The organism is Roseovarius sp. MBR-79 (genome assembly GCF_053628555.1).
Genome location: NZ_JBRJGP010000041.1, coordinates 1 through 11,744, shown reverse-complemented (window position 1 = coordinate 11,744; position 11,744 = coordinate 1). Strand labels below are relative to the sequence as shown.

Sequence of the window (11,744 nt, the reverse complement as noted above, 5' to 3'; positions counted from 1 at the left end):
GAAATCGACCGGCTGTCGGGCCCCGTCGCCGCCATCTGGTTCGAGGAGGTCCGCCGTCATGCCGCGACCGATGCCGCCCATGTCTATGGCGGGCTGATGGCCACGCTGACGGCATGGGCCGAACTGCGCGGCATTCCCTACGAGGGCGTGCCGGTCGGCACCATCAAACGCCACGCCACCGGCAAGGGGAACGCCAACAAGGACGCCATGATGGCGGCCGCCCGAGCGCGTGGCTTCTCGCCCACCGACGACAACGAGGCCGACGCCATCGCGATCCTGCTCTGGGCGCTGGAGACCCGAGGAGGTGTGCAATGAGCGGCATGCGGTTCACGCCCAAGGGTTATGGCGGGCGCCGCCGCGACACCGACGAGGTCAAGCGCGACGGCTGGAAGGAACAGGGCCTACTGGCCGTCGCGATGGACGACGACCGCCTGACCTGGCCCGAGCGCGAACTGGTGCGCCAGCTCGGCGAGCGGCTCTACGGCAAGCGGGAACGGGAGGCGCGTCATGGGTGAGTGGACCACAGCACAGGTGCAGGATCGGCTGGAGCTCGCGGCGGGCGTGATGCGGCAGATGCCGGGCGTGATGCCGCAGGGCTTCTTCAACGCATGGCCGGAGTACTTCCACAGCTTCGCCGACAAGGTCGGTCAGGAACCGCAGATGCGTCGCCCGAGGCCCAGCCCGCGACAGATCACGCAGGCCGAGGAAGCTATGCTCTGGCTGCGCTGGCTGGAGAAGGACGATGCGCGCCTGGTCTGGGCCCGCGCGGACGGCATGGCGTGGAAGCCGATCTGCTGGCAGTTCGGTCTGTCGCGCACAGCCGCGACCAAGCGCTGGCAGTACGGCCTTGCGGTGATCACCTGGCGGCTGAACGGTCGCGTGCCGTCGCCCCGGCGCTCGCAGCAGTTCGTCATCGAGAACGCCAATCTCCTGTCAAGAAAAATCGTCCTCTGAGGAAATTTTCGGGTGTACATCGCAGGGCCTTACACATTTCGACGAGGCCGTTAGAAAACGAATATGCTCGGGAGAGGAGCGCGCAGGCAGAGGCCGCGCCGCTGGCTTCCGGGGTCCAGCGCGGGGTCCAGCCGGGGTCCAATGGGCTAAGCCATTGAGTTTCCGGTTCCTTCCGGGCGATATTCGTATGCTGGCGGGCGAAGCGCGGGACATCGCCAGCGACAGGGCCGGATTTTTGGGAAGCCACCCGGAAGCCGGAGCCTCGCGCGTCCGGCGCAAACACCAATGAACGCTGACCTTCCGACCGGACACCGCTGGTGGCCGCTGGACCCCGTGTGGAGTCCGGCCCGGCATCCGGAGTCCGGAAGCCACCGGCATCCACCCGACCGAGGAACCTTGCCCACCATGACGCTGAGCTTCGCCCCGGACGCGATCGAGACGTGGCCGCTGTCGCGCCTCCAGCCCTACGCGAAGAACGCGAAGGCGCACGGGCCGGACCAGGTCGCCAAGATCGCCGCCAGCATGGCCGAGTTCGGCTGGACCGTGCCCTGCCTCGTGGCAGAGGACGGTGAGTTGATCGCGGGACACGGGCGCGTGCTGGCCGCGACGCAGCTGGGGCTGACCGAAGCGCCGGTGATCGTGCTGGGCCACCTCACCGAGGCGCAACGCCGGGCTTACCGCATCGCGGACAACAAGCTGACGGAGTTGGGAACCTGGGACGAGGCGCTGCTGTCGGCGGAACTGAACGACCTGCTGGCCGAGGATTTCGACCTGTCGCTGGTCGGCTTCTCGGACGGTGAACTCGACAAGCTGCTGGCCTACGTGCCGGAGGGGGACGGGGAAGAAGGTGGCACCGGCGGCTCCGTGCCGCCGGTGACCATCCCCGAGCCGCCGCGCGATCCGGCCTCGCGCACCGGCGATCTGTGGATCCTCGGCGATCACCGTCTGCTCTGCGGCGACAGCACCAGCGCTGCCGACGTGCGCCGCCTGATGAACGGCGAGCGGGCGATCCTGTTCGCAACGGACCCGCCGTATCTCGTCGATTACGACGGCTCGAACCATCCGACCCGCAACAAGGATTGGTCGGCGTCCTACGGCACGACCTGGGACGACAGTTCTCAGGGCGCGGAACTCTACGACGGCTTCATCTCGGCGGCCGTGGCCGAGGCGATCACCGAGGATGCGGCCTGGTACTGCTGGCACGCGTCGCGCCGCCAGGCGATGCTGGAGGCTTGCTGGGAAAAGGCCGGCGCCTTCGTCCACCAACAGATCATCTGGGTGAAGGACCGGGGCGTCCTGACCCGATCGCACTACCTCTGGAAGCACGAGCCCTGCTTCATGGGCTGGCGCCGCCCGAACCGGCCCCCGAAGGTGGCCGAGGAAACCCTGCCGTCGACATGGGCGCTGCCCAGCTTCGCCAAGGACGAGCGCCCCGACCACCCCACGCCGAAACCGCTCGACGCCTTCGGCATCCCGATGCGCCAGCACGTCGCCCGTGGCGGCCTCTGCTACGAGCCGTTCTCAGGCTCCGGCTCGCAGATCATGGCGGGCGAGGCCAATGGCCGTCGCGTCTTCGCGATGGAGATCAGCCCGGCCTACATCGACGTCGCCGTGGAGCGGTGGCAGGCCGAGACCGGCCGCGACGCGATCCTCGACGGTGACGGTCGGACATTTGCGCAGGTGAGGACCGAGCGGCTGGGCGACGATGCCGAAGCCCCCGCCGACGCCCCGGCAAAGGACGCAGCCCCCGAACCCGCGCGAAAGCGCAAGACCGCCGCGTGACATGCATGACCTGGCTTTACCTTCCTCCGGAGACGCTTCCGGAGCCGGAGACGCGTGCCTGTTCGGCCTCTCCCTCTGCTCCGGCGCGGGCGGTCTCGACCTCGGGCTCACCATCGCCATCCCCGGATATCGTGCTGTGGGCCATGTCGAACGGGAAACCTTCGCCGCAGCCACTCTCGTGGCGCGGATGGAAGACGCGTCCCTGGATCAGGCTGTTGTCTGGGACGATGTTGGAACCTTCGACGGCCGCCCGTGGCGCGGCGCGGTGGACATCGTTACTGCGGGCTATCCGTGCCAGCCGTTCTCGGTCGCGGGCAAGCGCCGGGGCGCGGATGACCCGCGGCACCTCTGGCCGCATGTCGCCCGCATCATCGGCGAGGTCGAGCCGCCCTTCGTCTTCCTCGAAAATGTCGCCCATCATCTCCGCCTCGGCTTCCCCGAGGTCGCCTCAGGACTGGTCGGCATGGGCTACCGCCTTGCGGCAGGCCTCTTCACGGCGGCGGAAGTCGGCGCGCCCCACAGGCGCGAGCGGCTCTTCATCCTCGCCATCCGCGAGCACGACGAGCTGGCCGACCCCGCGCGCCTGCTCTGGAACCCGGTCGAGTGGCGGGAACCGGACCGAGATGCTGCGGCTCTGGCCGACGCCGAGGGCGAGCGCCAACGAGAACCGGCAGACCAGACCGACGCCGTCGCAGGCAGCGGGGCAGCACGGCATGAACCTGGCGACGACGGCCGCTCTCTGGCCGACGCCGCAGATCGACAGCTTTCGCAGCCGGGGCGGCGAGAGGCGCGACGAGAAGGGTCTGGACCGCATGGCGCGGGACTGGCCGACGCCGATGGCGAACGACGGCTGCAAGCCGAGCGCGGGCAACCGCCGGACGGCCGACCTGACCCATGCGGCGGGGATGTGGATGACGCCGACGGCGCGCGATCACAAGGACGGAGCCACGACATTGGCGAACACGCCGGTGAACGGCCTGCTTGGCCGCCAGGTCCTGGTGACGCCGATGGCTGGGCGCGATACCTCCGATGCGCGCCGGACGCTGAACCCGCTGTTCGTCGAGGCGCTGATGGGCTGGCCCACCGGGTGGACAGGCTTCGGCTCTGTGGCAACGGCGTGGTCCCGCTGGTTGCAGCGCATGCGCTGCGAACTCTCGCGGCTGAATTGCTGGCCGATGGATGAGGCGGCGACATGAAGCAATCCCGCCTCATGTCGCTGGTCGAGTCCGTCGCCAACGTGATCGTCGGCTACGGCGTCGCAGTTGCGACGCAGATCCTGATATTCCCGGTCTTCGGGCTGCACACGACGCTGGCGCAGAACCTGAAGATGGGCGCGGTGTTCACAGTGGTGAGCATAGCGCGGTCTTACGTCCTGCGGCGACTGTTCGAGGCGATGCGTACAAAAAACTCTCCGTCACTCGATAACTCGGGCTAACGCCAGCTTGCCGAAGTGCTTATCTTCGTTGCGATAAAGCACAGAGGTTGAACATGGCCCGAGGTAAACCTGTTGAAATCGCGACCCGCAGCTTCGACAACCAGTCGAAGGCGACAGAATTTTTTCGCGAGATGTTGGGTCGCTACAAGGCCGGTGACCGGGTCTCCGATGATGACGCTCTGGACTTGTCAGCATTGCTTGAGCGCCATGATGAGTACCCGCAGAAGGTGGGCAAAGGCGTCGATCATTTCGAAGTTATGGCAACAGAGCACGGGACGAACTGCTTCAGGATCGTCCGCATTGATGGCACGGGAACGGACTTCTCCTACAGGCACTGCATCACCCAACGGCCGCCAAGCAGAAAGCAAGAGGTTTCGGCGGCTTTTCGTCGAGTCATTCAGCTCGATCTATATGCTGCCCGTGACAAGTTCTTTTCCGATCATCGTGGTGAGGACGGCAAAGTCTCGTGCGCCGTGACACGTGAAAGGATTGTACGGGACGAAGCGCACATGGATCACAGGCCGCCAATGACCTTCGAAGTCATCGTCACAACCTTCCTTGAAGGGCGTGGAATGAGTCTCGATCAGGTGCCGATTACATCAGGGCTAGACGAGCAAGTATCGCCAGAAGTCACCGATGGGGTTTTGGCTGAAGCATTTCGCGGCTATCACTCGCGAGTTGCGAAGCTTGATATCGTGAAAAGTGCGATCAACCTTGCACAGTCATCCCGCAACAGGATCAAGGACGGCCGGGTGAAGCTGACCTAACCCGACCGTCTGGGGTCCCGGTCTTTCACAAGATCCGGTAGGCCCGCCCACGTCCTTCGAACTTCTCCGAGGTCACTTCGAGTCCGAGTTTCTTCTTTAGCGCCCCGGCCATCGCGCCGCGCACCGTGTGCGACTGCCAGCCCGTCGCGGCCATCATCTCCTCGATGGTAGCACCTTCCGGCGCGCGCAGCTTGGCGATCAGGGTGGCCTGCTTGGTGCCCTCGCGCGGCGTCCGCGTCTTGGGCGCGGCCTTCGGTTCGGTGGGGGTGTCCGGCGCGGGCGCCTCGGTCGGCGCGTCCGTCGCGCCCGCAGGCGCGGTGTTCGCGTCCTCGGTCTCGATGCCGATGGCGGCGAGGCCTGCGTCGGTGGCGACCAGCGTGACGCCGTGGCCGTCGCCGGTCTCGCGCCAGACGGGCTCGCCCTTGCGCATGTCGGCATCGACCTCTTCGAGGAAGCCCTTGGCGAGCATCGCGCCGACCACCTTTGCGGCGGCGCCGCCGCGCAGGCTCTCGGGCAGCGGCAGGGCGATGTGCTCGGGCCGCTGGGCGGCGGCGCTTAGGATCAGGGCTTGGGTGTCGGAAAGCTTGGTCATCGTCGTCTCCCGTATCGGGGCGCGCGGGATGCGGGCCCTTCTACGAGGTCGAGCCCGCCAGTCGGCGGGCGGGACCGGGAGCGGGTCGTCTCACTCGGCGTGTTCGCCTTCCCTGAAGGCCATGTCGGTGATCTCGCGCAGCTTGGAGCGGTAGTGGTTCAGGGTGCCGACATGACCCCAGTTGATCTCGTCAGGGTGGGTCTCGAAATGGTCCGCGCTCAGGGCCACGAGCCGATCCAGCATCGCGTCGATCTCGGACTTGGCGGCGATGAAGGCGTCGAGGGCTTTCGCGTTGTCCTGTGCGCGGCGGGTCATCGGGCTGGCTCCTTGGTGAGTTGCATCGCTTCGTTGGAGGGACGTTCGCTCTGTCCGCCGCGCTTATCAACTCGATAAGCACATGATCTTGAAAGATAATCGGAGCCGTTGATGCAGGGCATGAGCGAGCGCCAGTACGCCGCGCATGTCGGGCTGTCGCGGGGCGCGATCCAGAAAGCGAAGACCGCCGAGCGCCTGGTCCTCTATCCCGACGGCAGCATCAACGCGGCGGCCAGCGACGCCAGACGTGCCGAGACGACGGACCCATCGAAGACGAGAAAGCCGCCCGCGCCGAAGATGAAGCCCGTCCCCGAGGCTGCCGTTGCCGCGGTCGGCGACACGCTGCGCGAACAGGGGCTGGCAGTCCCCGCCGTGGGTGGTGGCACGACCTTCCTGCAGGCGAAGACCGCGAACGAGGTGCTGAAGGCGCAGGAACGGCGCATCCGGCTCCAGAAGCTGAAGGGGGAGTTGATCGAGCGGGCCCGCGCGCTGGCGCTGGTGTTCCGGCTGGCGCGGGAGGTGCGGGACGCTTGGGTGAACTGGCCCGCGCGGTCATCGGCATTGATGGCGGCGGAACTGGGCGTGGAACCGGCCGCAATGCAGAAGGCCTTGGAAAAACATGTCCGTGCCCACCTCGACGAGCTTGCCGAGGTCCGGCCTGATTTCCGGTGATGATGATGGCCTGACGGGCTTTGACGGCGCGGCGGAGATTCTGCGCACCTGGGGCGCGGGGCTGACGCCGGACCCTGACCTGACGGTGTCGCAGTGGGCGGACAATCATCGGATGCTGTCGGGCCGGGCCTCCGCGGAGCCGGGGCGCTATCGCACGGCCCGCACGCCTTACATGCGCGAGATCATGGACCGGCTGTCGCCCGGCGACGTGATGCAGCGGATCGTGTTCATGAAGGCGGCGCAGGTCGGCGCGACCGAAGCAGGCAACAACTGGATCGGCTTCGCCATCCACCAGGCGCCGGGTCCGATGCTGGCAGTCCAGCCGACGGTGGAACTGGCAAAGCGCAACTCGCGCCAGCGCATCGACCCGCTGATCGATGAGAGCCCCGAGCTGCGGGAAAGGGTCAAACCGGCGCGATCCCGCGACGCGGGCAACACGATGCTGTCGAAGGAATTCGCGGGCGGCATCCTGATCATGACCGGCGCGAACTCGGCAGTGGGGCTGCGGTCCACCCCAGCGCGGTACATCTTCCTCGACGAGGTCGATGCCTATCCGGCCTCGGCCGACGAGGAAGGCGACCCGGTCACGCTGGCCGAAGCCCGGTCGCTGACCTTCGCCCACCGGCGCAAGGTGTTCCTGGTCTCGACGCCCACCATCCGGGGGCTGTCGCGCATCGAGCGGGAATACGAGGCCAGTGACCAGCGCCGGTTCTTCGTGCCGTGCCCGCATTGCGGCGCGATGCAGTGGCTGAAGTTCGACCGGCTGCGCTGGCAGAAGGGCCGCCCGGAGACGGCGGAGTATCACTGCGAGGGCTGCGACGCGGCAATCGCGGAACACCACAAGACGGCGATGCTGGAGGGCGGCGAATGGCGGGCGACCGCCACAGCTGCCGATCCGACCACGGTCGGGTATCACCTCTCGGCGCTCTACTCGCCGATCGGCTGGCTGAGCTGGGAGCGGATCGTGCGGGCATGGGACGCAGCGCAAGGGTCGGACGAGGCGATCAAGGCGTTCCGCAACACGATCCTCGGCGAGACATGGGTCGAAACCGGGGAAGCGCCGGACTGGCAGCGGCTCTACGACCGCCGCGAGCGCTGGACATCCGGCATGGTGCCTGCGGGCGGGTTGTTCCTCACCGCCGGTGCCGACGTGCAGAAGGACCGGATCGAGGTCGATGTCTGGGCCTGGGGTCGTGGTCTTGAGTCGTGGCTCGTCGACCATGTCGTGATCGAGGGCGGGCCGGATCGGCATGACGCGTGGTCGGAATTGACCGCGCTACTCGACCGGTCCTGGCCGCATGAACGCGGCGCGCAGCTTCGGATCGCGCGGCTCGCCATCGACACCGGCTATGAGGCCCCGGCGGTCTATTCCTGGTCGCGGGCGCAAGGCTTCGCGCAGGTCTCGCCTGTCAAGGGCGTCGAGGGGTTCAACCGCTCCAGCCCCGTCTCGGGCCCGACCTTCGTCGACGCGACCGAGGGCGGGAAGCGCCTGCGGCGCGGGGCGCGGCTCTGGACCGTGGCGGTCTCGACCTTCAAGGCCGAGACCTACCGCTTCCTGCGGCTGGCGCGCCCGACCGATGAGGACATGGCCGACGGGGCGGCCTTCCCGCCCGGATCGGTGCATCTGCCGCACTGGGTCGAGAACGAATGGCTCAAGCAGTTCGTGGCCGAACAGCTGGTCACGGTGCGCACCAAGCGCGGCTTCGCCCGGCTGGAATGGCAGAAGCTGCGGGAGCGCAACGAGGCGCTGGATTGCCGGGTCTACGCCCGCGCCGCCGCCTGGATCGCGGGCGCGGGGCAGGCCCACAAACATCAGCACATCTCCAGTGCCGTGGACTGGGAGAATTTCGGCGCGGCAGATGCCGCAGACAGGGCCTTTGCCGAGGCCGGGCTCACACGCGACAGCATCGAAATCCTCGGGATCTACGACAGCTTCACGGTGACGCTGGCGATGCTGCTCGAGGAAACCGGTTTTGCGCCACGCGGCGGCGCAGGGCGGCAAGTCGCCTCGGGGTTCCATGACGGGCCGGATCAACCGCTGAACACCCATGGCGGCTTGCTGAGCTATGGCCATCCGGGTGTCGCGGGCGGCATGGCCCATCTCGTCGAAGTAACACGGCAAATGCAGCGCCGTGCAGGGTCCCGGCAGACGGCGGGCACGGCAAGGTCCGCCTATGTGCACGCGGATGGCGGTGTGCTTTCGGCCCATGTCGGGCTTGTGCTGGCAACTGATCGGGGCTGACCATGAAAGACATTTTTGACCAGATTACTGCGACCTATGCCACTGGCGCGATTCAGTATCAGCACTGCAGGTCCTGCGGACATACCCAGGCCTTCGCGCGGCCCTTCTGCGTGGCCTGCCACCAGCCGGACCCTGCCTGGCGCGAGGCGTCCTCCGGCACGGTGGCAGCTTGCACCACCATGCACCGCGCCCCGACCCCGGAATGGAAAGCACGGCTGCCCTATGCCATCGCGCTGATCGACCTCACGGACGGACCGCGCGTGATGGCGCTGGCCGACCCTGACCTGACCACGGGCGACCGCGCGGTGCTCAAGCCCGGCGGCGTCCACAACCTTCCCTATTTTGAACCGATGGTGACCAAATGAGCCTTTCTGCACTATTGAACCCCGCCAGTGTGGCTATTTTCGGCGCCTCACAGAACCCGGAAAAGATCGGGGGGCGACCGATCCGGTTCATGAAGGACATGGGCTTTGCCGGAGCGATCTACCCGATCAACCCGCAGCGCGAGGAGGTGCAGGGGCTGACCTGCTACCCAAATCTGGAGGCTGTGCCCGCAGTGCCCGACGCGGCGATCATCGCGGTGCCCAAAGACCGCGTGCTCGAGGCCATCGAGGCCTGTGCCGTCCGTGGCGTGAAGGCCTGTGTGGTCATGGCCAGCGGCTTTGGTGAGGCCGGGGCCGAGGGCAAGGCCGCCGAACAACAGATGCTCGCCATCGCGGCCAGAACCGGGATGCGCATCGTCGGCCCCAACAGTCAGGGCCTCGCGAATTTCCACAACGGGGCCATCCTGAACTTCTCCACGATGTTCATCGAAGAGCCCCCCGCGGCGGGCCCCGTGGCCTGTATCAGTCAAAGCGGTGCGATGAGTGTGGTGCCCTATGGGATGCTGCGTCAGCGCGGCATCGGTGTGGGCCATTGTCACGCGACGGGCAATGATGCGGATGTTACCGTCAGCGAACTTGCCGCCGAGGTGGTGCTTGATCCCAAGGTCAAGCTCTGCATCCTCTATATGGAGTCGCTGCGCGACCCCGAAAATCTGGCGATAGCCGCGCAACGCGCCCGCGACAGGGGGGTGCCGATCATCGCCCTGAAATCCGGCCGCTCCGCCGACGGACGGCGCGCGGCCGCCTCACATACCGGCGCGATTGCCACCGAAGACCGGGTGATCGACGCGTTTCTGGAGCGTCACGGTATCTGGCGCGCCGAGGGGACCGAGGCGATGGTTCAGGCCACCGAACTCTATCTCCAAGGTTGGCGTCCCACGGGCAAGCGCATTGCCGTCGTGTCGAACAGCGGTGCTACCTGTGTGCTCTCGGCCGACGCAATTGAGCGCTACGGGATGCAACTCGCGCAGTTCTCGCCGGAGACCGAAGAAAGCATCCGTCAAGTTCTGCCGGATTTCGCGGCTAGCAAGAACCCAATCGATATCACCGCGGCCCTACTGACGGATAGTGGCCTCTTCGGTAAGGTGCTGCCCCGCGCAGGGGAGGATGCGGAGGTCGACATTCTGATGATAGGCATTCCGGTCAGCGGCAAAGCCTATGACTTTGAACGCTTTGCCCAGGATACAGCTGATTTCATCCGCACCTATGGCAAACCCGTGGTGCTCGCGGCACCCCAGCGTGATGTTCGCGCGGCCTTCGCTCGCCACGGTGTCCCAACATTTGAAACCGAAGACAGTGCGATCCGGGCGCTGGCGCAATTCACCGATCACCTGGAGCTGATGCTGCAGGCTTCAGGCGGAACTGTGAGACTCACGCAATCCGGCGGGGCTAGGGCCACTCTGGATGAACACGCGTCGCTGGATCTCATTGCGGCCAAGGGTGTTGCAGTTCCGCAGAGGCGGATCTGTGCGACCGCAACAGAAGCGCAGGCGTTTCTTGCAAAATGCCCGAATGGCATCGTTCTGAAAGCAAACTCGGCCGAGGTGCCGCACAAGTCAGAGCATGGTCTGGTGCGCGTGGGTCTGACAACGCCCGAGGACGTTGCCCGCCACTTTGCCGAGATCAAGGCCAAGATGGCCGAAATGGGCGTGCGGTTCGAGGGCGTTCTCGCCGCCGAAATGCTTTTGTCAGGTCGCGAGCTGGTCGTCGGCGGTCATATCGACCCGATCTTTGGTCCGGTGGTGGTCGTGGGGGAGGGAGGGGTCGCCGTGGAAGCGATGCCGGACAACCGGCTTCTGCTCACACCATTCAGCCTATCCGACGTTGAGGCCGCCTTGGCGAAGCTGCGGATAGGCCCCTTGTTCAAGGGCGTGCGCGGTGCGCGACCCTTGAACGCTCAGGCTGTGTTTCAGGCGGCGCGAGGAGTGGCTGAACTGCTTGAAGAGGGTGCGGTGCTGTCCGTGGATATAAACCCGCTGATCACAACACCTGAAGGGGCGACAGCTGCAGATGCTCTGGTGGAGATCCGGCAGAGATAGGTGTTGAGGCAAGTCAGACAAAGCCGACATTTGCCAAGTTGCCAGAGGCTGGCTTTCCCGCCAATCAGTGAAGCGAACCAGCATCACGCCAGATTGTAAACAATACCGTCGAACGCACCGGATGCAGCGCAGTATTGAGGCCACTGTTGGCACTAAAGCAAGCTTGAATACTGGTTTTTAGCTTGCTCCAGCGTGAGGCCGTATAGGTTTGCGGTCGCTTGGATCAGAATCTCGTGCTCTGTCAACACGGCCGTAAGCCTGATCTGGGTATATGTCCGCCAGTGCATACCCTTTGGTTTGGCCGGGAAGCTAACCAAGATGCCGCCCTTTGTTTGCCCCAGTCGCTCCCGGACCTTAAATGCGGCGTGCAGGCGCCGGTCTTTTGGTGACATCGGTTCGCTGAGATAGCGACCTTTCAGGCAGATACGGCACCCCCAACGTGGTCCAGCGCCGTCGCGGTAGATGATTGGGTCGTGTCGCGAAGGTGGTGGAAATTTGAAGGTGGCGTAATCTCCGGGTGAACGAAACCCACCCAACCGGCGGCTGGCACCGCCAAGGAGATC

General features: G+C 65.9%; 13 protein-coding genes and 3 pseudogenes. 12 read left to right on the top strand and 4 right to left on the bottom strand.

Annotated elements, in window-relative coordinates; translation table 11 throughout:
• The 5 genes and pseudogenes from ACSSV8_RS19345 to ACSSV8_RS19325 form a co-directional block, all read left to right on the top strand.
• Window positions 1–315: pseudogene (locus tag ACSSV8_RS19345) on the top strand (hypothetical protein); the annotation flags it as partial.
• The gene (locus ACSSV8_RS19340; RefSeq protein WP_454283555.1) at window positions 312–515 is read left to right on the top strand and encodes a hypothetical protein; all 204 of its coding nucleotides are present in this window, start codon (window positions 312–314) and stop codon (window positions 513–515) included. The pseudogene ACSSV8_RS19345 and the gene ACSSV8_RS19340, both read left to right, overlap by 4 nt.
• Complete coding sequence (locus ACSSV8_RS19335; protein WP_454283554.1) at window positions 508–954, top strand: DUF6362 family protein; 447 nt, start codon at window positions 508–510, stop codon at window positions 952–954. The genes ACSSV8_RS19340 and ACSSV8_RS19335 overlap by 8 nt, the downstream gene beginning before the upstream one ends.
• A 405-nt stretch (window positions 955–1,359) precedes the next feature.
• On the top strand, window positions 1,360–2,736 hold the full coding sequence (locus tag ACSSV8_RS19330) for a site-specific DNA-methyltransferase (protein WP_454283553.1): 1,377 nt from the start codon (window positions 1,360–1,362) through the stop codon (window positions 2,734–2,736).
• Window positions 2,660–3,247, top strand: a pseudogene (locus ACSSV8_RS19325) (DNA cytosine methyltransferase); the annotation flags it as partial. The gene ACSSV8_RS19330 and the pseudogene ACSSV8_RS19325, both read left to right, overlap by 77 nt.
• Here the strand turns inward: ACSSV8_RS19325 and ACSSV8_RS19320 are convergent.
• Window positions 3,185–3,397 carry a hypothetical protein gene (locus tag ACSSV8_RS19320; RefSeq protein WP_454283557.1) on the bottom strand — a complete coding sequence of 71 codons (213 nt, stop codon included), beginning with the start codon at window positions 3,395–3,397 and terminating at the stop codon, window positions 3,185–3,187. The pseudogene ACSSV8_RS19325 and the gene ACSSV8_RS19320 overlap by 63 nt on opposite strands.
• A 52-nt stretch (window positions 3,398–3,449) precedes the next feature.
• Between ACSSV8_RS19320 and ACSSV8_RS19315 the strand changes: the two genes are divergently transcribed.
• From ACSSV8_RS19315 to ACSSV8_RS19305, 3 genes are read left to right on the top strand one after another with little or no spacing between them, the layout of a single operon-like run.
• On the top strand, window positions 3,450–3,932 hold the full coding sequence (locus tag ACSSV8_RS19315) for a hypothetical protein (protein ID WP_454283556.1): 483 nt from the start codon (window positions 3,450–3,452) through the stop codon (window positions 3,930–3,932).
• Entirely contained in the window at window positions 3,929–4,171 is a 243-nt protein-coding gene (locus tag ACSSV8_RS19310) for a DUF7220 family protein (RefSeq protein ID WP_454283552.1), read from the top strand. The genes ACSSV8_RS19315 and ACSSV8_RS19310 overlap by 4 nt, the downstream gene beginning before the upstream one ends.
• Window positions 4,172–4,224: 53 nt before the next feature.
• Complete coding sequence (locus ACSSV8_RS19305; RefSeq protein WP_454283551.1) at window positions 4,225–4,938, top strand: DCL family protein; 714 nt, start codon at window positions 4,225–4,227, stop codon at window positions 4,936–4,938.
• Window positions 4,939–4,963: 25 nt separating this feature from the next.
• On the opposite strand, the gene ACSSV8_RS19300 is transcribed toward ACSSV8_RS19305, so the two are convergent.
• Together ACSSV8_RS19300 and ACSSV8_RS19295 are read right to left on the bottom strand one after the other, a co-directional pair.
• Window positions 4,964–5,530, bottom strand: a complete 567-nt coding sequence (locus tag ACSSV8_RS19300) for a DUF3489 domain-containing protein (protein ID WP_454283550.1) — start codon at window positions 5,528–5,530, stop codon at window positions 4,964–4,966.
• Between the two features lie 90 nt (window positions 5,531–5,620).
• Window positions 5,621–5,845 carry a hypothetical protein gene (locus ACSSV8_RS19295; protein WP_454283549.1) on the bottom strand — a complete coding sequence of 75 codons (225 nt, stop codon included), beginning with the start codon at window positions 5,843–5,845 and terminating at the stop codon, window positions 5,621–5,623.
• Window positions 5,846–5,956: 111 nt separating this feature from the next.
• On the opposite strand from ACSSV8_RS19295, the gene ACSSV8_RS19290 reads away from it, so the two are divergent.
• Genes ACSSV8_RS19290 through ACSSV8_RS19275 form a run of 4 tightly spaced genes read left to right on the top strand, consistent with a single transcriptional unit; the run spans window position 5,957 to window position 11,181 of the window.
• The gene (locus tag ACSSV8_RS19290; RefSeq protein WP_454283548.1) at window positions 5,957–6,517 is read left to right on the top strand and encodes a hypothetical protein; all 561 of its coding nucleotides are present in this window, start codon (window positions 5,957–5,959) and stop codon (window positions 6,515–6,517) included.
• A complete protein-coding gene (locus ACSSV8_RS19285; protein ID WP_454283547.1) occupies window positions 6,465–8,759 on the top strand; it encodes a terminase gpA endonuclease subunit in 2,295 nt (764 codons plus the stop codon). Before ACSSV8_RS19290 ends, ACSSV8_RS19285 begins: the two co-directional genes overlap by 53 nt.
• A 2-nt stretch (window positions 8,760–8,761) precedes the next feature.
• On the top strand, window positions 8,762–9,124 hold the full coding sequence (locus ACSSV8_RS19280) for a Zn-ribbon domain-containing OB-fold protein (RefSeq protein ID WP_454283546.1): 363 nt from the start codon (window positions 8,762–8,764) through the stop codon (window positions 9,122–9,124).
• Window positions 9,121–11,181, top strand: coding sequence for an acetate--CoA ligase family protein (locus tag ACSSV8_RS19275; protein ID WP_454283545.1), 2,061 nt, complete (start codon window positions 9,121–9,123; stop codon window positions 11,179–11,181). The genes ACSSV8_RS19280 and ACSSV8_RS19275 overlap by 4 nt, the downstream gene beginning before the upstream one ends.
• 152 nt (window positions 11,182–11,333) lie before the next feature.
• Here ACSSV8_RS19275 and ACSSV8_RS19270 read toward each other — a convergent pair.
• Window positions 11,334–11,744: pseudogene (locus ACSSV8_RS19270) on the bottom strand (hypothetical protein); the annotation flags it as partial.

Excerpts from the sequence above, each read along its gene's own strand:
- ACSSV8_RS19285 (WP_454283547.1), top strand. The coding sequence starts at position 6,465 with ATGTCCGTGCCCACCTCGACGAGCTTGCCGAGGTCCGGCCTGATTTCC.
- ACSSV8_RS19280 (WP_454283546.1), top strand. The coding sequence starts at position 8,762 with ATGAAAGACATTTTTGACCAGATTACTGCGACCTATGCCACTGGCGCG.
- ACSSV8_RS19310 (WP_454283552.1), top strand. The coding sequence starts at position 3,929 with ATGAAGCAATCCCGCCTCATGTCGCTGGTCGAGTCCGTCGCCAACGTG.
- ACSSV8_RS19315 (WP_454283556.1), top strand. The coding sequence starts at position 3,450 with ATGAACCTGGCGACGACGGCCGCTCTCTGGCCGACGCCGCAGATCGAC.
- ACSSV8_RS19340 (WP_454283555.1), top strand. The coding sequence starts at position 312 with ATGAGCGGCATGCGGTTCACGCCCAAGGGTTATGGCGGGCGCCGCCGC.
- ACSSV8_RS19335 (WP_454283554.1), top strand. The coding sequence starts at position 508 with ATGGGTGAGTGGACCACAGCACAGGTGCAGGATCGGCTGGAGCTCGCG.
- ACSSV8_RS19290 (WP_454283548.1), top strand. The coding sequence starts at position 5,957 with ATGCAGGGCATGAGCGAGCGCCAGTACGCCGCGCATGTCGGGCTGTCG.
- ACSSV8_RS19330 (WP_454283553.1), top strand. The coding sequence starts at position 1,360 with ATGACGCTGAGCTTCGCCCCGGACGCGATCGAGACGTGGCCGCTGTCG.
- ACSSV8_RS19275 (WP_454283545.1), top strand. The coding sequence starts at position 9,121 with ATGAGCCTTTCTGCACTATTGAACCCCGCCAGTGTGGCTATTTTCGGC.
- ACSSV8_RS19300 (WP_454283550.1), bottom strand. The coding sequence starts at position 5,530 with ATGACCAAGCTTTCCGACACCCAAGCCCTGATCCTAAGCGCCGCCGCC.
- ACSSV8_RS19295 (WP_454283549.1), bottom strand. The coding sequence starts at position 5,845 with ATGACCCGCCGCGCACAGGACAACGCGAAAGCCCTCGACGCCTTCATC.
- ACSSV8_RS19305 (WP_454283551.1), top strand. The coding sequence starts at position 4,225 with ATGGCCCGAGGTAAACCTGTTGAAATCGCGACCCGCAGCTTCGACAAC.